The sequence below is a fragment of the Yersinia thracica genome, from assembly GCF_902170565.1.
Taxonomy (GTDB): domain Bacteria; phylum Pseudomonadota; class Gammaproteobacteria; order Enterobacterales; family Enterobacteriaceae; genus Yersinia; species Yersinia thracica.
The window spans coordinates 279,491-301,981 of record NZ_CABHXX010000095.1; the positions used below are offsets into that span (position 1 = coordinate 279,491).

The following is a 22,491-nucleotide window of genomic DNA, read 5'->3' on the forward strand; positions in this document are numbered from 1 at the left end:
TCCCCAAAGAGCAGCTTCAAGAACGAAGGGGAATTATGTGAGGTTGTTGTGGGTCCAGTAATGTTAGACGTTGCCAGCTATGAGCTGGATGCAGAAGAACGTGAGATTTTAAAGCACCCGCTGGTGGGCGGCTTGATTTTATTCAGCCGCAATTTTCATGATGCCGAGCAATTACATGAGTTAGTCCGCCAGATCCGGGCGGCATCTCACACGCGTTTAGTGGTGGCAGTTGACCAGGAAGGGGGGCGGGTACAGCGTTTTCGTGATGGTTTTACTCGTCTGCCTGCGGCCCAGTCTTTTGCCGCAATTAATGATGCAGCCACGGCGGCGCAGTTGGCACAAGAGGCGGGCTGGTTGATGGCCGCCGAAATGATATCAATGGATATTGATATTAGCTTTGCCCCAGTTCTGGACATTGGTCATGTCAGCGCCGCCATCGGTGAGCGCTCATTCCACAGTGACCCGCAGCAAGCGCAGAATATGGCCGAGTGCTTTATTCGTGGGATGCACAGCGCAGGGATGAAAACGACCGGTAAGCACTTCCCAGGACATGGGGCGGTGGCGGCTGATTCACATAAAGAAACACCGCGGGATAATCGCCCACTGGCAGAAATCCTCACACATGATATGGTTATATTTCGCGAACTGATCGCGCGGGGATTACTGGATGCCATCATGCCCGCTCACGTGATTTATACTGAAGCTGATGCGCGGCCTGCTAGTGGGTCGGCCTATTGGCTCCAAAATATATTGCGTCAAGAGTTAGGGTTCGAGGGCATCATTTTCTCTGATGACTTGTCGATGGAAGGCGCGGCTATCATGGGCAGCTACGCCGAGCGTGGGCAAGCTTCTCTGGATGCTGGCTGCGATATGATTTTGGTGTGTAATAACCGTCAGGGCGCAGTGAGTGTGTTAGATAACCTGTCTCCAGTCAAAGCAGACCAACTCACAGGCTTGTATCATTCTGGACAGTTTGACCGTCAGGCGTTGATGGCATCATCGCGTTGGCAGCAGGCGAATAAGGCATTAACGGCACTCAGCGAACGTTGGGATGAACATAAGAGCCTATTGGGAAGTTATATACCCAATAAGTCGCGAGGATAAATATGATAATTTATTTACATGGTTTTGATTCCAACAGCCCGGGTAATCACGAGAAAGTCCTGCAATTACAATTCATTGACCCGGATGTGCGTTTTATCAGCTACAGCACTTTGCATCCTCGCCATGATATGCAGCATTTGCTGAAAGAAGTGGATAAAGCTATTCAGCAGGGCGGAGATGCCAAGTCATTGATTTGTGGTGTGGGGTTAGGGGGCTTTTGGGCTGAACGTATTGGTTTCCTGTGTGGGATCCGCCAGGTTGCATTCAATCCAAATCTTTATCCGCAAAACAATATGAACGGCAAGATTGATCGCCCGGAAGAGTATGTGGATATTGCCAGTAAGTGTGTCAGTGATTTCCGTGAGAAAAACCGTGACCGTTGCCTGGTGGTGCTGTCGCGCAATGATGAAATGCTCGATAGCCAAGTGACCGCCGGTGATCTGCACCCTTATTATGAAATTGTCTGGGATGAGAAACAGAGCCACAAGTTTAAAGATCTTTCTCCTCATCTTCAGCGGATCAAGGCATTTAAAACACTGGGTTAGTCATGCCCGTTATGCTTAAAGCAGCATTCAAACACTTGCCGCCTTCCTGCAACTCGAATGACCTCGGGTATATAGTCAAATTAATCGGTGTTTTGTTAAAGATTGGTTAATTGCAAAACTCATGATTCTGTGCAATTTGGCTTGAAAAAAGAGTTTCATTTGCTTTTTTCAGGCCATTTTTATGACTAAAAATCGCAAAATAGCGCTTTACTTCCCCTCTAATAGAAAATTTATAAACTGTGACTAAGCGCTAACTATTTGAATCTTATTCCAGAAAAAATCCCTATGCTGGCACTTTAATCAAAAAAAATTGATATATATCAATTTTGGTATGACCAAATAACCCTGCATGATATTCTGACGTTAGTTTATTGAATTAGCATCAGTGAACCCTATGTTATCTAAGGATATTATTCATTTACCCTTAGCTAACAATTGGTTCACATTTAGGGGGTCATTTTGACAACGGCGAAGAAAAAAATCGTTATTATTGGTGGTGGTGCTGGCGGTCTTGAGCTAGCAACCAGTCTGGGCCATAAACTGGGCCGCAGCAAAAAAGCCGAGATTGTGCTGGTTGACCGCAATCATAGCCATCTGTGGAAACCACTGCTGCATGAAGTCGCGACCGGTTCTCTGGATGATGGTGTTGATGCATTGAGCTACCTGGCTCATGCGCGTAACCATTACTTTAATTTCCAGTTGGGTTCGTTAACTGACATCAATCGTGAAACTAAAACCCTTAGTCTGGCTGAAATTTGCGATGAGCACGGCGATGTGCTGGTGACCCAACGCGAATTAACCTATGACATTTTAGTGGTTGCGCTGGGCAGTACCTCGAATGATTTCGGTACACCGGGTGTGAAAGATAACTGTATTTTCCTTGATAACCCGCATCAGGCGCACCGTTTCCATAATGAAATGCTCAACCTGTTCCTGAAGTATTCAGCGCAACCGGGTGACAAAGGCAAAGTTAATATCGCGATTGTTGGCGGCGGGGCCACCGGTGTGGAACTGTCTGCTGAGCTGCACAATGCGGTCAAACAGTTGCATAGCTACGGTTTTGAGGGCTTGGACAATCAAGCGCTGAATGTCACTTTGGTGGAGGCGGGTGAACGTATTTTGCCAGCATTGCCGCCACGTATTTCAGCTGCTGCGCATCAGGAACTGATTAAACTTGGCGTCCGGGTATTGACCAAAACTATGGTGACCAGCGCTGATAAAAAGGGCCTGAATACTAAAGACGGCGAGTTTATTAATGCTGATCTGATGGTCTGGGCGGCGGGTATCAAAGCACCGGACTTTATGAAAGATATCGCCGGGCTGGAAACCAACCGTATCAATCAGTTAGTGGTGGAGCCGACACTGCAAACCACCCGTGATCCGAATATCTTTGCTATTGGTGACTGTGCTTCTTGCCCACAACCTAGTGGTGGTTTTGTACCGCCACGCGCGCAGTCAGCACATCAAATGGCCAGCCGCTGCTACAGTAATATTCTGGCATTGCTTAATGAGCAACCTTTGAAGCCATACATTTATAAAGACCATGGTTCATTGGTATCACTGTCTAAGTTTAGTACTGTTGGTAGCTTGATGGGTAACCTGATGCGCGGTTCTATGATGGTGGAAGGCCGTGTTGCCCGTATTGTTTACATCTCGCTGTATCGGATGCATCAAGTGGCATTACATGGCTATACCAAGACGGGCTTGATGATGCTGGTGGGCGGGATTAACCGGGTGATACGCCCGCGCCTGAAACTCCACTAATTCTCCTCGCAAAAAACCGCTGCCAGTTAATTATGGCGGCGGTTTCTGGTTGCTGATAAAGTCAACTGAAGGGGAATCGTGCCGTTGGGGTCGTAGTAACCGTCTTGCTTGTCAACACGTTTACTCTGTCACCATTCCGTAATCTTGACTATATGGCTGCTGCGTATGCAGCACGCCATAGCAAAGATGCACCAACTTCCGCATCGCCGCTCCCAAAGCCTGCATTTTTGCCTTGCCTTTGAGTAACAGCCGTTCATATTGATTTTTTACATGCATATTCTTACTTATCGCTGTTAATGCAGCCATATATAGTTTTGCCCTGATTTTTGACGGGCCTGTCTTCGATAACCGGCTTTTTCCACGCACCGAACTCCCTGAACGCCGCTCTATCGGTACAACACCCAGATAAGCCGCGGCCTGCGATGCACTTTCAAACGTATTTCCCCGCAGCTCTGCCAACATATTAAGCCCTGTCTGGGCGCCCACGCCATTTATCGAGGTCAGTAGCGCAAGGTCATCTTTCAGCCCCGGATGATTATCCACATGCTTTGATATCAGGGACTCTATTCTTGCCAGTTCATCTTTGAGATGATTTATCATCAAAGACAGTGACATCATGACCTCTTCCGGCGCTTGTGTTGAACTCAATGTTTTCACACGATTTTCTGTGCGTAATTTGTCTTCCAACAACACATCACGATGTTGAAGTAATGCCCTGAGCTTTCTGACTTCTTCTGACGGGGGCTGCCATTCCTGCGGCTGTTTCAGGCTGCTGTAACAGGCTAAAACATAGGCATCAACCTTATCGGTTTTCGTTAAAATCCCCATTCCTTTGGCAAACTCACGAATTCGGCAGGGATTAACGACCGACACACTGACCCCTGCTCTATGCAGACCATACGCTAAGTGTTCGTGATAAATACCGGTGGCTTCCATAACGATACGCGCCTGTTTTGGCTCGCGTTTTTGCATCACCAACCAGTTTATGACTGCCTCTGCCGATGAGATGCCATTGGGTAATGATTTTGTTTTTCGTTTACCGTCCAGTCCATCAGCCAACAAACAGATATCCAGTTTTGCCTTACTGACATCAATCCCAACGTGATACATGGTTTACCTCCTTTCACAGAAACCATCACGCCTGTTTTGCTTGTTCATTCAGAGTCATAGCTCTTGGTAACCGTTCAAGATTTATGCTGGCGTGAAAGGTGAAACAGAGGGTTTTTTCTACGACTCAAGGTTTTCCCTTAGCGGCGTTTTGATGAAACTCTCTCTGTTTCAGTGTGGTGATAGCTAATCACCACAGGGTCTAAGATACAAGCGACGTAAGTCGCCGGAGCGCCCCCAGGTGCGGTAAACCCTTCCTCACTGAGTGATAAGCGGAGTCGTCATCAACTTCACAATTGCGCACGTTTTGCTAAAGCTATTCGCACGTAATGTCAAATTTTCAGCATAAAACTCTACAGCAATAAATCACCGCAGTCAGATTCCTCCTAAACACATTCATTCACACCTATTATCTGGGTGTTTCGTCCATTTATCTTATTGCTAGGTTGAAGCACATTGTGCAGACTTCTTCGTAGAAACACACGGCGAGTCACGCACGCCGTAATCCGGGAATAAGGGGTAGCCCTGAATGCCGGATGCTGTCAGGCCTTTGTTTTCATTTTGAAGCTCTGGGGCAGAAGATGCGTGGTAACACTTTCAGGAGGATTTCCTGTGAACAAATCAATGTTAGCAGGTGTGGGTATCGGTATTGCGGCTGCTTTGGGAATTGCCGCTGTCGCGAGTATGAATGTCTTCTCCGGCGCGCCGCAATATGCACAAGTTCTTGCTGCGACACCGATTAAAGAGACGATAAAAACGCCTCGTCAGGAATGCCGTAATGTGACAGTGACACACCGTAAGCCGGTGCAGGACGAAAATCAAATTGCGGGTTCAGTCTTGGGTGCTGTTGCCGGTGGCGTTCTGGGCCATCAGGTAGGTGGCGGCCGGGGTAAAGATATTGCGACAGTTGCTGGCGCGCTGGCAGGCGGATATGCCGGTAACCGCGTCCAAAGTAATATGCAGGACAGTGATACTTACACCACCACCCAACAACGTTGCCAAACTGTTTACGATAAGTCACAGAAAATGTTGGGATATGACGTAACCTACAAAATTGGTAATCAGCAGGGAAAAATTCGCATGGATCGTGATCCAGGCACGCAGATTCCAATCGATAAAAATGGTCAACTGATACTGAACAAACAAGCATAATACAAAATTTGTTGTCCAAGACCTTGTATCAAGAACCCGCGGTATAGTGTTAATTCTGATCGCTTAACATGATTTTTAAGCGAGTGGCATTAACATTAGCGCGGGTTTCTCACCGCTGAAACCCGCGCTAACCTTTTGATATTAAGCCACTCTATGCTGAGCAAATGCCGCCAGCAGTTCACTGATAAACTTCAACCGCTGTGTCCGATCAGTTAAATCCTGGATAAATTTCAGTTTGGCTGGCCCTTCCAGACGGTATATCTGTGGTTGGCGTTGCAGCAAACCAATCAAATAAACCGGGTCCACTTTGTTCTTATCACCAAACTCGATAAAGCCACCGCGTTCATTACCTTCAATACGTTTGATACCCAATTTCTGGGCCTGTTGGCGCAATTCTGCTGTATGCAACAGATAGCGGGCTGCATCGGGCAGTTTACCAAAGCGGTCAATCAGCTCGACTTTCAACTCATCAAGTTCAGTTTCACTGCGCGCACTGGCGATTCGCTTATAAAACGAAAGCCGGATATTCACATCAGGAATAAAGTCTTCCGGCAGCAGCACTGGCATACGCATTTCAATCTCGGTCTGATTGCTGGTCAAATCTTCCAGCGACGGCTCTCTGCCTTCTTTCAGCGCATCAACCGCGCTTTCCAGTAATTCCATATACAGAGAGAAACCGATGGTGGTCATTTGGCCACTTTGATCTTCACCTAATAGCTCACCGGCCCCACGAATCTCAAGGTCATGAGTTGCCAGGGCAAAACCAGCACCGAGATCTTCCAGTGACGCAATTGCCTCTAGCCGTTTTTTGGCATCGGTGGTCATGGCTTTCGGGTTCGGCGTGAGCAAGTAAGCATAGGCCTGATGGTGGGAACGCCCAACCCGGCCGCGCAATTGGTGCAACTGCGCCAGACCAAAGTGATCGGCGCGCTCGATGATAATGGTATTGGCGCTCGGAATATCAATGCCGGTTTCAATAATGGTGGTACAGACCAACACGTTAAAACGCTGATGATGGAAATCATTCATCACCCGCTCCAGATCCCGCTCACGCATCTGGCCGTGGCCGATGGCAATGCGCGCCTCCGGCACTAATTCAGCGAGTCGCTGGGTGGCTTTTTCGATATTTTCCACGTCGTTATACAGGTAATAAACCTGCCCGCCACGGAGAATTTCGCGCAGAATCGCCTCGCGCACCACCAAGCTATCATACTCACGGACAAAGGTTTTTACCGCCAGACGGCGCGCGGGCGGGGTGGCAATAATGGATAAATCACGCATGCCGCTCATTGCCATATTCAATGTGCGCGGAATTGGCGTGGCGGTGAGGGTTAAAATGTCGACATCGGCGCGCATCGCCTTGATTCGCTCTTTGTGGCGTACCCCAAAGCGGTGCTCTTCATCGACAACCAACAGCCCAAGGTCTTGCCAGCGCAAATCAGTTTGCAGCAATTTGTGGGTGCCAATAATAATATCGACTTTCCCTTCAGCCGCTTGTTCCAAAATCACTTGCTGCTCTTTGGCGCTGCGGAAGCGGGACATCATTTCAATCCGCACCGGCCAGGTAGCAAAACGGTCGCGGAAGTTGTCAAAATGCTGTTGGGCCAGCAGGGTGGTCGGCACCAAGACCGCCACTTGCTTATTATTCGCCACCGCCAGGAAAGCCGCTCGCATAGCCACTTCGGTTTTACCGAAACCGACATCCCCACACACCAGGCGGTCCATAGCCAGTGGCCGGCACATATCACTGAGCACCGCATTGATGGCCTGTTCCTGATCCGGCGTGGTTTCGAATGGGAAGCTTTGGCAAAACAGCTGATACTGTTCTTTATCCAACTTGAATTTAAAGCCCGATTTAGCGGCGCGCTGTGCATAGATATCCAGCAGTTCGGCGGCCACATCACGCACTTTCTCGGCGGCTTTCTGCCGGGCGCGGCTCCAGGCCTCACCACCCAATTTATGCAGCGGTGCATTATCATCGGCTCCGCCGGAATAGCGGCTGATCAGGTGTAATGAGGAGACCGGCACATAGAGTTTATCTTCACCGGCATAGGTCAATATTAGGTATTCAGCTTTAATGCCGCCCGCTTCTAAGGTGGTCAGGCCCAGATAGCGGCCAACACCGTGTTCCAGATGCACCACCGGCTGGCCGGGGCGCAACTCCGCCAAATTGCGGATCAGAGTATCGGTGTTGATGGTGCGGCGATTATCTTGACGGCGGCGGCTCACGCGCTCGCCCAGCAAGTCACTTTCGCAAATCAGCGCTAATTGTTTTTCGCGGTCGAGGAAGCCGCGTTCAGCGGCACCAATCATCAGATAATGACCGGGGGCGCTAGCCTGAGCTAACTCGGTTATCAAGGTCGGGCTGATTTTTATCCGCGCCAGCAGGTCTTGCAGGGTTTCGCGCCGCCCCTCACTTTCCACCGAGAACACCACGCTACCGCTGAATGACTCAATAAAGCGCCGCAGATTATCCAACGGTGCTTTTTGCTGCGCCTGTACCGCTAAATCGGGCAGCGCTTGATAAAGTAAGTTGGTATTGGCGGTTTTTGCTGGTAATTCTGCCGTTTTAAACTGAACTCGCGGCCACTCTTTTAGCTCACTAAAGAGTGAATCCACCCGCAACCATAAGGTTTCTGGGGCCAGCAATGGGCGCATCGGGTCAATACGGCGGCTTTCATAGCGCTGGTTAACATCCAACCAGAAACGCTCTGCCGAGTTTTCCAAATCACCGGTATTGATCAATAAGGTATTTTCAGGCAAATAGCTAAAAAGTGTCGGTAATGGCTGGCTGAAGAACAGCGGCTGCCAATATTCAATACCAGCAGGCCAGATGCCTTTGCTCACTTGCTGGTAAATATATTCTGCATCACGGCGCACTTCAAACTGTTCCCGCCATTGGCTGCGGAATAATTCAATGGCGATTTTATCTATCGGGAATTCATGAGCGGGCAGTAAATTTATGTGCTCAACTTCTGACAGTGTGCGCTGTGAATCCACATCAAATACACGCAAACTATCAATATCATCATCAAAAAAATCAATGCGATAGGGTTCTTCACTGCCCATCGGATACAAATCAAGCAAGGCCCCACGGGTGGCGAACTCGCCGTGTTCCATGACCTGATCGACACTGCGATATCCTGCTTGTTCAAGCTGAGCGCGCAACTTATCCCGTGATAGATGCTGGCCTTTTTTCATCACCAACGCATGGCCATGCAGGAATGCGTGCGGGCAAACCCGTTGCATCAAAGTATTAATCGGGAGAATAATAACGCCGCGTTCCATAGTCGGAAGGTGATACAAACAGGAAAGGCGCGCCGAAATAATATCCTGATGAGGAGAAAAACTGTCGTAAGGCAGTGTTTCCCAGTCGGAGAGGGTATTCACCGGACGAGGGGAAAACTGCTGAATCTCATCACGCAGCCGCAGTGCCGTTTGCATCTCCGGGGTAATTAACATTACCGGGCCATCATGGCGCTCAATGATTTCTGCACACTCGACGGCGCAAGCTGAACCAGTCAACTGACCTAACTGGCGGGTGTCGCCACGGCGCGTCGGCAATGAATAACGATGTTGTTGGGACATAAGCAGTTAAACAGTCTCTTTATCAGGACGAGTTATCTCGGCGGCTATCCTAGCACGTGAGAAGACATAGCCACAGACTGGCGCTCTTATTTGCAATAAAAGCCGGAGATATATCCAATAGATCTCAAGGTGCAGGAAGGCGGCAAGCGAGAAAATCCCGATGAGCTTACTAAAGTAAGTGATTCGGGTAAACGAGCGCGGCCAACACGCCTGTAACTTGAAAGATGAAGGATATAGGCGGTTAATGGTTCCATAAAGCGGTAGTACCCTTTATTATCCTTGATCACTTTGCTTTAGCAACAGGATCTAAACAGATTTCATGTATCAACCTGTCGCATTATTTATTGGCCTGCGTTATATGCGCGGGCGTGCATCTGACCGCTTTGGTCGGTTTGTTTCATGGCTGTCTACCATTGGCATCACTCTGGGAGTGATGGCATTGATCACCGTACTATCTGTGATGAATGGTTTTGAGCGCGATTTGCAGAATAACATTTTGGGGCTGATGCCACAGGCGCTAATTACCACGCCACAAGGTTCTCTCGACCCGAACAAAATGCCTGCTTCATCACTGAAATCACTGACGGGCGTCACCGACGTCGTACCATTGACCACCGCCGATGTGGTGCTACAAAGTGCGCGCAATCTAGCCGCTGGGGTGATGCTGGGGGTTGACCCCAATCAGCATGAGCCTCTGAGTGACTACCTGGTCAATGTGCATCTAAAGGATTTACAACCGGGGAGCTACAATATCATCCTCGGTGAAAAATTGGCCGGTCAATTGGGGGTTAAACGCGGTGAAACACTGCGTTTGATGGTGCCGAGTGCCAGCCAATTTACCCCCATGGGGCGTATTCCCAGCCAGCGCTTGTTCAATATTATTGGAACATTCGCCGCTGACAGTGAGGTAGATGGCTATCAAATGTTGGTTAATCAGCAGGATGCATCACGCCTAATGCGCTACCCCGCGGGTAACATTACCGGCTGGCGTTTATTCCTTTCACAGCCGCTGGCCGTCGATAGTTTGGGTCAACAAGCTTTGCCCGAGGGGATGGTATGGAAAGATTGGCGCGAGCGTAAAGGCGAGCTTTTCCAGGCAGTCCGGATGGAAAAAAACATGATGGGGCTGTTACTTAGCCTGATTATTGCTGTCGCGGCCTTTAATATCATTACCTCGCTCGGCCTGTTAGTGATGGAAAAACAGGGCGAAGTGGCTATTTTACAAACCCAAGGGCTAAGTCGCCGGCAAATTATGCTGGTGTTTATGGTGCAGGGGGCCACCGCTGGGGTGATTGGTGCCTTGCTGGGTGCTGGGCTTGGCATCTTACTTGCCAGCCAATTGAACACCATTATTCCAGTTCTCGGCTTATTGATTGATGGTGCCAGCTTGCCGGTCGAGATTAACCCGGTTCAGGTGACCGTGATTGCTTTGTTGGCGATGGCGATTGCTTTGCTTTCTACGCTTTACCCTTCCTGGCGCGCTGCCGCCGCACAACCTGCCGAGGCTTTACGCTATGAGTAATCATCCTTTATTACAGTGCTTAAACCTGTGTAAACGCTATCAGGAAGGCCAACTGTATACCGACGTGTTGCGCAATGTGTCGTTTACCATTGAAGCCGGTGAGCTGATGGCGATTGTCGGCAGTTCTGGTTCGGGTAAAAGTACCTTATTACATTTGTTAGGTGGGCTGGATTCCCCCACCTCCGGCGAAGTGATTTATCAAGGGCGTTCACTGAATCAAATGTCCTCTACCGCAAAAGCTGAGTTGCGCAATCGCGAGTTAGGTTTTATCTATCAATTCCACCATTTGCTACCCGATTTCACTGCATTGGAAAATGTGGCGATGCCGCTATTGATTGGCGGTGCGAAACCGAGCGAAGCGCAGGATAAAGCCCACGCCATGTTGGCGGCGGTGGGGTTGGAAAAACGCAGTAAACATCGCCCGTCGGAGTTATCTGGCGGTGAACGTCAGCGGGTGGCGATTGCGCGTTCACTGGTCAATAACCCGTCGCTGGTGCTGGCCGATGAACCGACCGGTAACCTTGACCAGCGGAATGCCGATAGCATCTTTAATTTGTTAGGTGAATTGAATGTTCGTCAAGGGACGGCATTTTTAGTCGTCACCCACGATTTGCAATTGGCTAAGCGCATGAGCCGCCAGTTGGAAATGCGTGACGGTCAGCTACAGCAACATTTGACGTTGGTGGGGGCGCAATAGTGGCGATGGGAATGGGCGTTTCGCCACTTTCACTGTTAATCGGTTTACGTTTTAGCCGTGGCCGCCGTCGCGGCGGCATGGTGTCACTGATTTCGGTGATATCTACCTTGGGCATTGCCCTGGGTGTTGCGGTGCTGATCGTCGGCTTAAGTGCAATGAACGGCTTCGAACGTGAGCTAAAAAACCGTATTTTGGCGGTGGTGCCTCATGGTGAAATTGCGGTCGTCAATCAGCCATTTAGCAGCTGGGCACAAACTCTACAGCGGATTGAAAAAGTGCCCGGTATTGTGGCGGCGGCACCTTATATCAAATTCACCGGCTTGATTGAAAATGCCACTCAATTACGTGCGGTAGAGGTCAAAGGGGTTGATCCTGAGGGCGAGCAGCATCTCAGTGCATTACCCAGTTTTGTCCTTGACCATGCTTGGGATAATTTCAAAGCTGGTCAGCAGCAGATTATTTTAGGTAAAGGTCTGGCCGATGCGCTGGGTGTGAAGCAGGGGTCATGGCTGACGGTGATGATCCCCAATAGCGACCCTGAGATGAAATTGCTGCAACCTAAGCGCATTCGCTTGCAGGTAGCGGGCGTTTTTCAATTGAGCGGACAACTGGATCATAGCCTGGCATTGGTGCCTTTAAGTGATGCCCAGCAATATCTGGATATGGGTGACAGTGTCACTGGTATAGCCATCAAGGTGGATGATGTCTACAACGCCAATCAACTGGTGCGCAGCGCCGGTGAAGTTTCCAATGCTTATGTTTATATCAGCAGTTGGATTGGCACCTATGGCTATATGTATCGCGATATTCAAATGATCCGTACTATCATGTATTTAGCTATGGTGCTGGTGATTGGGGTGGCCAGTTTTAACATTGTCTCCACACTGGTCATGGCCGTTAAAGATAAAAGCAGCGATATTGCAGTTTTGCGCACATTAGGGGCTAAAGATGGCCTCATTCGCGCCATTTTTATGTGGTATGGCTTGCTGGCGGGGCTTATCGGCAGTGTTAGCGGGACGGTGGTGGGGGTGATTGTTTCTTTGCAATTAACCAACATTATCCGTGGGTTAGAAAAACTGGTCGGGCACCAATTTTTGTCGGGCGATATATACTTCATCGACTTTTTACCGTCAGAATTACACTGGTTTGATGTGGCCTGTGTGCTGGCAACCGCGTTGGTGTTGAGCTTAATTGCCAGTTGGTATCCGGCTCGTCGTGCCAGCCGTATTGATCCGGCGCGGGTGTTGAGCGGACAATAGTTGAGTGGACAATAGTTGAGTGGACAATAGTTGAGTGGACAATAGTTGAGTGGACAATAGTTGAGCTGGCAATAAAATAATCTAAAAATAAGTCAAATTGACAATAATTTCTCTGGACAATAATGGGTAAGGGGCAAGCTTATGTATTACGGTTTTGATATGGGTGGCACCAAAATTGAGTTAGGTGTTTTTGATGCTAACCTGCAACGAATCTGGCATAAGCGGGTCCCTACGCCGCGTGAGGATTATCGACAACTACTGCAAACGTTGCAGGATTTAACGCTGGAAGCTGATGAATTTTGTGGGGTTAAAGGCAGCGTAGGTATTGGTATTCCCGGTTTGCCAAATGCGGATGATGGCACGGTGTTCACGGCGAATGTGCCCGCGGCAATGGGCCAATCCTTACAAAGTGACCTTTCCACATTAATTGGGCGCGAAGTTCGCATTGATAATGATGCCAACTGCTTTGCACTGTCTGAAGCTTGGGACCCTGAATTCCGTGGTTATCCTACGGTATTAGGGTTGATTCTCGGCACGGGTGTCGGCGGCGGTCTGATTGTGAATGGCAGCATTGTCAGTGGGCGGAACCATATCACGGGCGAATTTGGTCATTTTCGTTTGCCGGTAGATGCGCTGGATATTCTCGGAGCCGATATTCCACGGGTGCCTTGTGGTTGTGGCCATAACGGCTGTATTGAGAATTACATTTCAGGGCGCGGCTTTGAATGGATGTATAAACACTTCAATCAGCAATCCTTGCCCGCGACTGAAATCATTGCTAACTATAATGACGGTGAATCCAAGGCTGTGGCGCATGTTGAGCGCTTTATGGATGTACTGGCGGTATGCCTGGGCAATTTATTAACCATGCTGGATCCCCATTTGGTGGTGATTGGCGGGGGATTATCCAATTTCGAGCACATTTATCAGGAACTGCCAAAACGCTTACCTCAGCATTTATTGCGAGTAGCCCGCTTGCCGCGCATTGAAAAAGCGCGTTATGGTGATGCGGGCGGTGTTCGTGGGGCGGCGTTCCTGCATTTGTCTAAGTAATAGTCGTTATTATCAATAATGTTACCCATAAAAGGTAAAAGTTATGCGCATTCGCCATCGGCTATGTCGGTTTCGCAAGAATAAACAATTGCGGCATCAACGTTTTCGCTCCCGTATTTTTCATCGAGACAGTGCCGCAACTTCAGAAATGAAGAAGCCATTTGTGGTGGTTCTGACCGGGGCTGGTATCTCGGCTGAATCGGGCATTCGGACTTTCCGTGCGGCGGATGGTTTGTGGGAAGAGCATCAGGTGGAGGATGTTGCGACCCCGGAAGGCTATCGCCGTGACTCTGAACTGGTTCAAGCTTTTTATAATGCACGCCGCCGTCAGTTACAGCAGCCCGATATCGCGCCGAATGCCGCCCACTTTGCACTCGCTGATTTAGAAGCGGTGCTGGGTGATAACTTTGTGCTGGTTACTCAGAATATAGATAATTTGCATGAGAGGGCGGGTAGCAAACGCGTTATTCATATGCATGGCGAACTACTGAAAGTCCGCTGTACGCAGTCTGGTCAAGTGCTGGACTGGCCGGGTGACCTCAGTGCGGACGAGCGCTGCCATTGTTGCCAATTTCCATCCCCCTTGCGCCCCCATATTGTGTGGTTTGGTGAAATGCCGATGGGAATGGATGAAATTTATCAGGCGCTGGCTGAAGCTGATTTCTTTATTTCGATTGGCACTTCCGGGCATGTCTATCCCGCCGCCGGGTTTGTTCATGAATCAAGCTTGCACGGCGCTCATACCGTCGAGTTAAATCTGGAGCCTAGTCAAGTCGAGAGCCAGTTTGATGAAAAACACTACGGTTTAGCCAGTAAAGTGGTGCCAGAATATGTGCGCGAATTTTTAACCACCCGTGGCGAGAATCGCCAAGGCGACTAATTACCCTGCTTAATTGGTGCCGCAGTGTTGTTAGCGGCTCTCACTCACCCGAATCACTGACTTAAGTCAGCTCATCGGGGTTTGCTCGTTGGCTGCCTAGCTGCAACGCCAATTACTTGGGTAATACTCTGCTTAATTGGTGCCGCAGCGTTGTTAGCGGCACTCACTCATTCATTCAAACACTCGGTGTTGTTCCTATATTGCTTTTTTATTCTGACTTAAGTTTGTCTAAAACTGACCTGACGCAATATTTGATGGTGATCACTTCCCCATAATGATATTCACTATTATGAAGGTGGGAACCATGGACAAATTACTCGACCGCTTTTTCAACTATGTTTCTTTTGATACCCAAGCAAAAGCCAATGTAAAATCCGTGCCGAGCACTGAAGGGCAGCGCAAGCTGGCTCTGGCGTTGCAACAGGAGTTGCTGTCGCTGGGGTTTTCTCAGGTTAATTTGAGTGACCACGGCTGTGTGATGGCAACATTGCCTGCAAATGTTGCCTGGCCGGTCCCCACGGTTGGTTTTATTGCTCATCTCGACACTTCACCCGATTTCTCGGGGAAAAATGTTAATCCACAGATTGTAGAAAACTACCGTGGTGGTGATATTGCTTTGGGAATAGGTGATGAGGTTCTGTCCCCGGTCATGTTCCCCGTCCTGCATCAATTGCTTGGGCACACCTTGATTACCACTGACGGTAAGACCCTATTAGGTGCGGACGATAAAGCGGGCATTGCGGAAATTATCACCGCCATGGTGCGCTTAAAGCACAATAATGTTCCTCATGGGGATATCCGTATCGCATTCACGCCAGATGAAGAAGTGGGGAAGGGCGCGCGCTTCTTTAATGTGGCGGAGTTTGATGCCCAATGGGCTTATACCGTGGATGGCGGCGGTGTCGGCGAACTCGAGTTTGAGAATTTTAATGCGGCTGCGGTGACAATAAAAATTGTCGGTAACAATGTTCATCCTGGGAGTGCTAAAGGGGTGATGGTGAATGCACTGTCGCTGGCAACCCGTTTCCATCAGGAATTACCGGCGAATGAAACCCCTGAATGTACAGAGGGTTATGACGGCTTTTATCATCTGCAAAGCATTAAAGGCTCGGTTGAACGGGCAGAAATGCACTATATCGTGCGCGATTTTAACCGCGATGGATTTGAAGCTCGCAAGAAGAATATGGTAGATATCGCCAAGCGGGTTGGTAAAGGTTTACACCGTGACTGTTATATCGAAATCGTTATGGATGATAGTTATTACAATATGCGTGAGCATATTATTAAGCATCCACATATCATTGAGATAGCACAGCAGGCGATGCGTGATTGCGATATCACGCCGATTATGAAGCCAATCCGTGGTGGTACTGACGGCGCTCAGCTATCTTTCATGGGTTTACCTTGCCCCAATATCTTTACCGGCGGCTATAATTATCATGGTAAACATGAGTTTATAACATTGGAAGGGATGGAAAAAGCGGTGGCGGTTATCATGAGAATTGCTGAATTGACGGCCAAACGGGCTAAAGAGTCATAAATCTGGCCGGCTGTTAAAACGCCCCGTTTATCGGGGCGTTTGTGTGATAAGTCCGAAATATTAGTCGTTAAAATACCAATAGCCGCTGTTCACCAGTGCGGTCAGCATGGCCAGGAAGGACGGATCTTCCAGCGCATCACCCAACTTCTGCGCATCAACACTGAAGTGCTGACATAATGCATCAGCGGCTGATAAGTGCGGCGTATTAATCAATTCACCATTAGCAAAACACTGGTCACCAATACGCAGAACACGCAGGCCAGCAAGTCTTTGTAATTCTTCGCCTTGTTGGAGTAATTCATAGACATCACCCGCCTGATAAGGGGGTTCTGGTGGGGCGATATCCAGCTCATGGCGTGATTGAGAAATAAATTCGCCAAACCAGTTTTGGAACTCAGCCGGTTGCTGGACTAAATCGAGCATCATGGTGCGAAGTTTATCGACTTCTTGTGGCAGCACTTCGGCTGGATGTTCCCGCAATTGCAAGTCCGGATCGCTGTAGCGATAACTGCCCAACTCGCGAGAAAGCACATAGTCAGCAAAACCGCTGACCAGTTCACGGCCATTAGGTGCACGGAAACCGACTGAGTAATTCAACGCATTTTCAAGAGCATAGCCTTCATGAGGGAAGCCCGGTGGAATATAGAGAATATCGCCCGGCTCCATTTCTTCATCAATAATGGCGTCGAATGGCCCGACTTGCAGCAAGTCCGGATGGGGGCAATGCTGCTTCATTTCCGTTTTCTCACCGACCCGCCAGCGACGACGGCCCGTGCCTTGAATGATAAAAACGTCATATTGGTCAAAATGCGGGCCAACACCCCCACCAGGGACAGAGAACGAAATCATTAAATCATCCATCCGCCAGTCAGAAAGCTTGCGGAATGGGCGCATTAAAGCGGCTGCGGGTTCATGCCAATGATCAACCGCCTGTACCAACAGCGACCAATTAGTTTCACCTAAGTGATCAAAACTCTCAAATGGGCCATGGCTTACTTGCCAGCGACCCTCTTCATGGCTCACCAGGCGGCTATCGACTTCATTTTCCATTGCTAAACCAGCAAGCTCATCGGGCGAAAGAGGATCAATAAAGTTTGTAAAGCCACGTTTGAGGATGACGGGGCGTTTCTGCCAATAGCGCTGTAGAAAATCGGGCCAATCGAGATTGAGTTGGTAATCCATGTTTATTCCAGGATAGGGGGTGAACTTGCCTGTGATTATAACGGATGCCTGCCATTAGTATCAGGGGTTGGCGGGCAAATTTTATTAATCAGCGTGATAATCATTTTGCTGGCCAAAGGTCACCATCATCCTTGCGCCACCTAAGTGGCTTTCAGTGATGGTTATCTTACCGTGATACTGTTCAATAATTTCAGCGGCAACGGACAATCCAAGCCCTTGCCCCGGGCGTAAAGTGTCCACGCGTTGGCCGCGTTGGAAAATTAATTGCCGTTTACTTTCAGGAATGCCCGGCCCATCGTCGTCAATGACAATAGTGAGCTGCTTCTCTGAGTGTAGGGCGGTTATTTCGACAAATTCCAGGCAATATTTGCACGCGTTTTCCAGAACATTGCCCATCACTTCCATGAAGTCATTCCGTTCGCCGAGGAAAGTCACTTCAGGCGAGATGTCCAACGTCAATACCACGCCTTTGCGTTGATACACTTTATTTAGCGCACTGCACAAGCTATCGAGTAGGGCGGGAACAGAATGAATCTCACGAATCAATACGTTATGTTCAGAACGCATGCTGGCCCGATGCAGATAATAACCAATTTGCTGAGAGATACGACTTATCTGCTCGAGCATGATAGGTTCGACCTCTTCAATAGTTGTCTGCTTACCGGTGCGTAAAGAGCGCAAAGTTGTTTGCAATACTGCCAGTGGCGTTTTGAGACTATGAGTCAGGTCTGAGAGTGTCGTGCGGTATTTGGTATAACGCTGGCGTTCATTGGTGAGCAAAATATTGAGATTTCGGACCAAACTTTGCAATTCACGAGGTGGATTCTCATCCAATTGTTCGCGCTCACCTTTTTCTAACTGATTTATCTGGCTGACCAGTGCTTTAATCGGTCTTAGGCTCCAATAGGCGGCAAGCCAAAGCAAGGGAACAACTAACAGTAAATTTGCCAGTAAGACATAGCTAAACCAGTTCCAAACCAAGTCTGAGCGCTGCAATTCCTGCGGAATAGTATCGACAACTACAATGGTGAGCTGCGGTAAGCGGGATGTTGCGGGATAAGTATTCACGGATACGGAGTGAGTTAACGCGCTGTTGTCGGTATCGTCATATTTTTTGAGCTGGTCTTGTGCTTTCGGATTATCACCCAGCATCATGCTACTGATATGTGTTCCGGTATCCAACTCATAAAACCCCGGTTTTTGTAACCAGCTTTTTTCGATATGAGACTCAAGTTCGGGCACATGCCGCTGACGCCACAGGATATTGCCATCTTTATCATAAATCAGAACCAGAGTTGGGATATTCAGCTCAAGCTCAGGCGGCACTGAGATGCTAAGCCTATTATTTTGCCATTGGGCCAGACTGAAAAATAAGTTACTTTCGCCACGATGTGCGCTGAATGTATTTTTATCAAAACTGACAATATAGCCGACGACGGCGACCATACCATAAGATAACGACAGCGCCAGAATGACGCCAGCTGTCGCCATAAGAAACCGTGCGCGAAGAGAGAAGGGTTTGTTATTTTTCCTGAGCATGATGTCTAGTTGGCGTCAAAACGGTACCCTTGACCACGGATGGTTGTAATCACCTCTCCTTCATGTTTTGCCTGCATTTTTTTACGCAAACGCCCCATTAATACGTCAATAGTGTGGCTTTCGCGGAGTTCTGCATCAGGATAGAGTTGCAGCATTAATGTATCTTTGCTGACAACCTTTCCGGCATTACGAATCAGGGTTTCAATGATAGTGTATTCGAAGGCAGTCAGTTTAATCTGTTGCTGATTGACGCACAACTCTCGCCGTGAGAGATCAATCTGAAACGGAGGGAATTCAATCACCTGAGAGGCTAAACCAATATTACGCCGCATTAATGCTTGCATCCGCGCAATGACTTCCTCCAGATGAAAAGGTTTGGTCACGTAATCATCGGCACCGGCTTCCAGCACCGCAACTTTATCTTGCCAACTTTCCCGAGCAGTGAGCACCAGAATCGGCAGATTTGTTTGATGGCTGCGCCAGCGACGGATAAGGCTCAACCCATCTTCACCCGGTAAGCCAAGGTCAATAATGGCGATATCAGGAGCATGCTCTTGCAAGAAATAGTCTGCTTCTTTGGCATCTTCTGCGGCGTCTACCTGATGGCCCATTTCACGCATTTGCACCGTAAGATGGTGACGCAACAAAGCATTATCTTCGACAACTAAAACCCGCATACCACATTCCTCGATAAGACATTAATCGGGTAATCTAATATTACCCGACAAGTAAAAATTAAAACAGTGACTTAGAAAGCGTAACGTAAACCGACTTGCATCGCCTGATCACTGACTTTCCAGTTATGGTAGGTATAACCCACTTCAGCAGCCAAGCTTTCTGTTAGAGCGTAGTCAGTGGTTATTCGCGCTTCATGGAAAGCGCGGTCATCATAGCTTGCCAGACGGTAGGCAACGTCCAGACCGATATCTTGTGATAATTTGCTTTTAATACCAATTTCACCGGTAACACTATTGTAAGTATTCGTTTTTTCACCGTTTTTGCTGGCATCAAATACCATGGCGTGGCGGCTGCCGCCGACCAAAGTATAAACATCAATATTGGGTGAGAATGGCATATGGTAGCCCAGACCCAATATGGCTTCTGCCAGACCCCGGTCACTATTGACAATGCTGCTTATACGACCATCAATAAACAAGTCGTTATCAAAACCATAGCCGCCATTCAAATAAATGCCACCCATGTTACGGTTGCCAACCTGGCTGTAATTACTCTGATTAAATTGCTTATCAAAACGTTCATTACTACTGATTGAACCATATTGCAGGCCACCGGCGACATAAGTGTAATCAGCGGCAATGGCGGTAGTGCAAGTCCCTATCAGGGCGAGAGAAAGTAGTGTTTTCTTCAACATAATGAGAATAGCTCCAGTGATTGTAACGTCCTTTTGACATCATCAGTATTATCAATGACAACAGCTAAACCGGGGCTAAACAGGGGCAGTACGCGGAGGAATAAGAAAAATAGGGGGTTATACAGGTGGCGTTGGTTCACCACCTGTATTTGAGACTAAAGCATTACTTCAATTCATCTACCATCGTCGTGGCGCGGCCAATATAATTAGCCGGGGTCATGGCCTTCAACCGGGTTTTTTCTTCTTCCGGCAGCGCGAGACTGTCGATAAATGCTTGCATACCCGCTGCATCGACACGTTTTCCGCGAGTCAATTCCTTTAATTTTTCATAAGGTTTTTCAATCCCATAACGGCGCATGACAGTTTGGATAGGTTCAGCCAGCACTTCCCAGTTATGGTCCAGTTCTTCCAACAGGTGCGCTTCGTTGACTTCCAACTTGCTAATGCCTTTCATGGTTGCCTGATAGGCAATGACGGCGTAGCCCAAGCCCACACCCAAGTTACGCAGCACTGTGGAGTCTGTCAGGTCACGCTGCCAGCGCGAAACCGGGAGTTTGCTGGCTAAATGGCCTAATACCGCATTAGCCAGGCCCAGATTGCCCTCGGAGTTCTCGAAATCAATTGGGTTCACTTTATGTGGCATGGTGCTTGAACCAATTTCGCCGGCGATGGTTTTTTGCTTGAAGTGATTCAATGCAATATAACCCCAGATATCACGGTCAAAATCGATCAGAATGGTATTGAAACGTGCCACACAGTCGAAAAGTTCAGCAATGTAATCGTGCGGTTCGATTTGTGTGGTGTAGGGGTTCCAGTTGATGCCCAATGAAGTGACAAAACTTTCACTGAACTGGTGCCAGTCAACTTCAGGGTAAGCAACGATGTGAGCATTGTAGTTACCCACTGCACCATTGATTTTGCCTAAAATTTCCACTTGTGACAGTTGGCGGAACTGGCGCTCCATGCGGTAAGCCACATTCGCTAATTCTTTACCGATGGTGGACGGTGTTGCTGGCTGGCCGTGAGTACGAGAAAGCAGCGGCAAATCACGATGTTGGTGAGCCAGCGCCTTAATCGAATCAATCAGCTGACGCCACATCGGCAATACCACATCCTGACGGGCGGTTTGCAGCATTAGGGCGTGCGACAGGTTGTTGATGTCTTCTGAAGTACAAGCGAAGTGGATGAATTCTGACACTGCATGCAGCGCTGGAACACTCTCCACTTTCTCTTTCAGAAAGTATTCGACAGCTTTTACATCATGATTCGTCGTGCGCTCAATGGTTTTGATGCGCTGTGCATCCTGTTCATTGAAATCTTGCACTATCTTATCGAGGTAAGCGTTTGCGTCGGCATCAAAAGCCGGGACTTCTTTGATTTCTGCACAGGCGGCCAATTTTTGCAGCCAACGTACTTCGACCTGCACACGGAATTTCAGCAAACCAAATTCGCTAAAGATTGGGCGCAGTGCGCTGACTTTATCGCCGTAGCGCCCATCAATAGGGGAAACGGCAGTCAGTGAGGATAATTCCATTGGTGGCAACTCCTGATAAAGAATGTCAATTATGAGCAAGAATACTCTGCGCCTGCTTAAACAGACGATTTCGCGAGAACATTAACTGCAAGCGGCCTCCGCCGACTTGTTGCCAAAGCACGGCTGAACGGATCCCCGCCAGCAGGGTGGCACGAATTTTTGCCTGCACCAATGTGCTTTGTAAAATAGCCGGAGATCCAATAACTTGAATGCGTGGGCCGAGGGGGCTGATAACATCGGTATAAATAGCTGCCAGCGAACTCATCATCGTTTCAGATTCGAGATCGAAATGCGCCAGTTGGCGATCAAGCTGGCTGATGCGGTCACCTAAGGTATTCATGGCCGATTTATTGGCATTGAGCTTTCTTTCAAGCACCATGAGGCTCAGGGTATAGCGAGTTAGTTCAGCCGCTGGCCCCTGTCGGTTGGCGTTTAACACACTCTGTAGTGTTTCCAGCCCCATTTTCAGGGATTGCTCATTACCGCCATACACCGCTAAAGTTGAAGACGGATTGGTTTGCAGCAACCCACCCAGCAGGGTACTTAATGCATCATTATCGCATTGGCCTTCATGAGCCAATTGCTGAACCAAGCGAGCTGACTGGCAGATTCCTGCCAATGCCAACGTAATATCATAATAGTTTTTCGCCACG

The 22,491-nt window shown here is 48.7% G+C and carries 18 protein-coding genes; 10 read left to right on the forward strand and 8 right to left on the reverse strand.

Features of this window, described 5'->3' with window-relative positions; all coding sequences use genetic code 11:
* The first annotated feature begins 48 nt into the window (after positions 1–48).
* The 3 genes from nagZ (at position 49) to FTA91_RS14215 (ending at position 3,413) form a co-directional block, all read left to right on the forward strand.
* On the forward strand, positions 49–1,104 hold the full coding sequence (gene nagZ, locus FTA91_RS14205) for a beta-N-acetylhexosaminidase (protein WP_145536210.1): 1,056 nt from the start codon (positions 49–51) through the stop codon (positions 1,102–1,104).
* Positions 1,105–1,106: 2 nt separating this feature from the next.
* Positions 1,107–1,649: an alpha/beta hydrolase YcfP gene (gene ycfP, locus FTA91_RS14210; RefSeq protein WP_050115770.1), complete on the forward strand. Its 543-nt coding sequence runs from the start codon at positions 1,107–1,109 to the stop codon at positions 1,647–1,649.
* Between the two features lie 459 nt (positions 1,650–2,108).
* Entirely contained in the window at positions 2,109–3,413 is a 1,305-nt protein-coding gene (locus tag FTA91_RS14215) for an NAD(P)/FAD-dependent oxidoreductase (protein ID WP_050115771.1), read from the forward strand.
* A 120-nt stretch (positions 3,414–3,533) separates the two neighbouring features.
* Here the strand turns inward: FTA91_RS14215 and FTA91_RS14220 are convergent, their stop codons facing one another.
* A complete protein-coding gene (locus FTA91_RS14220; RefSeq protein WP_145536211.1) occupies positions 3,534–4,523 on the reverse strand; it encodes an IS110 family RNA-guided transposase in 990 nt (329 codons plus the stop codon).
* Positions 4,524–5,132: 609 nt separating this feature from the next.
* Between FTA91_RS14220 and FTA91_RS14225 the strand changes: the two genes are divergently transcribed.
* Complete coding sequence (locus FTA91_RS14225) at positions 5,133–5,672, forward strand: glycine zipper 2TM domain-containing protein (RefSeq protein ID WP_038632304.1); 540 nt, start codon at positions 5,133–5,135, stop codon at positions 5,670–5,672.
* Between the two features lie 141 nt (positions 5,673–5,813).
* Here the strand turns inward: FTA91_RS14225 and mfd are convergent, their stop codons facing one another.
* Positions 5,814–9,260, reverse strand: a complete 3,447-nt coding sequence (mfd, locus tag FTA91_RS14230) for a transcription-repair coupling factor (RefSeq protein ID WP_145583520.1) — start codon at positions 9,258–9,260, stop codon at positions 5,814–5,816.
* Between the two features lie 319 nt (positions 9,261–9,579).
* On the opposite strand from mfd, the gene lolC reads away from it, so the two are divergent.
* The 6 genes from lolC to pepT all read left to right on the forward strand — a co-directional run bounded on the left by lolC (position 9,580) and on the right by pepT (position 16,211).
* The gene (lolC, locus tag FTA91_RS14235; protein ID WP_145583522.1) at positions 9,580–10,782 is read left to right on the forward strand and encodes a lipoprotein-releasing ABC transporter permease subunit LolC; all 1,203 of its coding nucleotides are present in this window, start codon (positions 9,580–9,582) and stop codon (positions 10,780–10,782) included.
* Positions 10,775–11,479, forward strand: coding sequence for a lipoprotein-releasing ABC transporter ATP-binding protein LolD (gene lolD / locus FTA91_RS14240; protein ID WP_145536214.1), 705 nt, complete (start codon positions 10,775–10,777; stop codon positions 11,477–11,479). Before lolC ends, lolD begins: the two co-directional genes overlap by 8 nt.
* Before the next feature lie 11 nt (positions 11,480–11,490).
* A complete protein-coding gene (lolE, locus tag FTA91_RS14245; RefSeq protein ID WP_145583527.1) occupies positions 11,491–12,738 on the forward strand; it encodes a lipoprotein-releasing ABC transporter permease subunit LolE in 1,248 nt (415 codons plus the stop codon).
* Between the two features lie 141 nt (positions 12,739–12,879).
* Positions 12,880–13,791 carry an N-acetylglucosamine kinase gene (gene nagK, locus FTA91_RS14250; RefSeq protein WP_050116376.1) on the forward strand — a complete coding sequence of 304 codons (912 nt, stop codon included), beginning with the start codon at positions 12,880–12,882 and terminating at the stop codon, positions 13,789–13,791.
* Positions 13,792–13,834: 43 nt separating this feature from the next.
* On the forward strand, positions 13,835–14,671 hold the full coding sequence (gene cobB, locus FTA91_RS14255) for a Sir2 family NAD+-dependent deacetylase (protein ID WP_145536215.1): 837 nt from the start codon (positions 13,835–13,837) through the stop codon (positions 14,669–14,671).
* A gap of 304 nt (positions 14,672–14,975) precedes the next feature.
* Entirely contained in the window at positions 14,976–16,211 is a 1,236-nt protein-coding gene (pepT, locus tag FTA91_RS14260) for a peptidase T (protein ID WP_145536216.1), read from the forward strand.
* A gap of 60 nt (positions 16,212–16,271) precedes the next feature.
* On the opposite strand, the gene FTA91_RS14265 is transcribed toward pepT, so the two are convergent.
* The 6 genes from FTA91_RS14265 to hflD all read right to left on the reverse strand — a co-directional run bounded on the left by FTA91_RS14265 (position 16,272) and on the right by hflD (position 22,490).
* Positions 16,272–17,393 (reverse strand): ribosomal protein uL16 3-hydroxylase, encoded by a 1,122-nt coding sequence (locus FTA91_RS14265; RefSeq protein WP_145583524.1) that lies wholly within the window; start codon positions 17,391–17,393, stop codon positions 16,272–16,274.
* Positions 17,394–17,477: 84 nt separating this feature from the next.
* On the reverse strand, positions 17,478–18,932 hold the full coding sequence (gene phoQ, locus FTA91_RS14270; protein WP_050116380.1) for a two-component system sensor histidine kinase PhoQ: 1,455 nt from the start codon (positions 18,930–18,932) through the stop codon (positions 17,478–17,480).
* Between the two features lie 5 nt (positions 18,933–18,937).
* Positions 18,938–19,609 carry a two-component system response regulator PhoP gene (phoP, locus tag FTA91_RS14275; RefSeq protein ID WP_004389792.1) on the reverse strand — a complete coding sequence of 224 codons (672 nt, stop codon included), beginning with the start codon at positions 19,607–19,609 and terminating at the stop codon, positions 18,938–18,940.
* Positions 19,610–19,680: 71 nt separating this feature from the next.
* A complete protein-coding gene (locus FTA91_RS14280) occupies positions 19,681–20,304 on the reverse strand; it encodes a YPO1635 family putative outer membrane beta-barrel protein (RefSeq protein ID WP_050116381.1) in 624 nt (207 codons plus the stop codon).
* A gap of 163 nt (positions 20,305–20,467) precedes the next feature.
* The gene (purB, locus tag FTA91_RS14285; RefSeq protein ID WP_145536218.1) at positions 20,468–21,838 is read right to left on the reverse strand and encodes an adenylosuccinate lyase; all 1,371 of its coding nucleotides are present in this window, start codon (positions 21,836–21,838) and stop codon (positions 20,468–20,470) included.
* Between the two features lie 25 nt (positions 21,839–21,863).
* Positions 21,864–22,490 (reverse strand): high frequency lysogenization protein HflD, encoded by a 627-nt coding sequence (hflD, locus tag FTA91_RS14290; protein ID WP_050116383.1) that lies wholly within the window; start codon positions 22,488–22,490, stop codon positions 21,864–21,866.
* Between the last annotated feature and the right edge of the window lies 1 nt (position 22,491).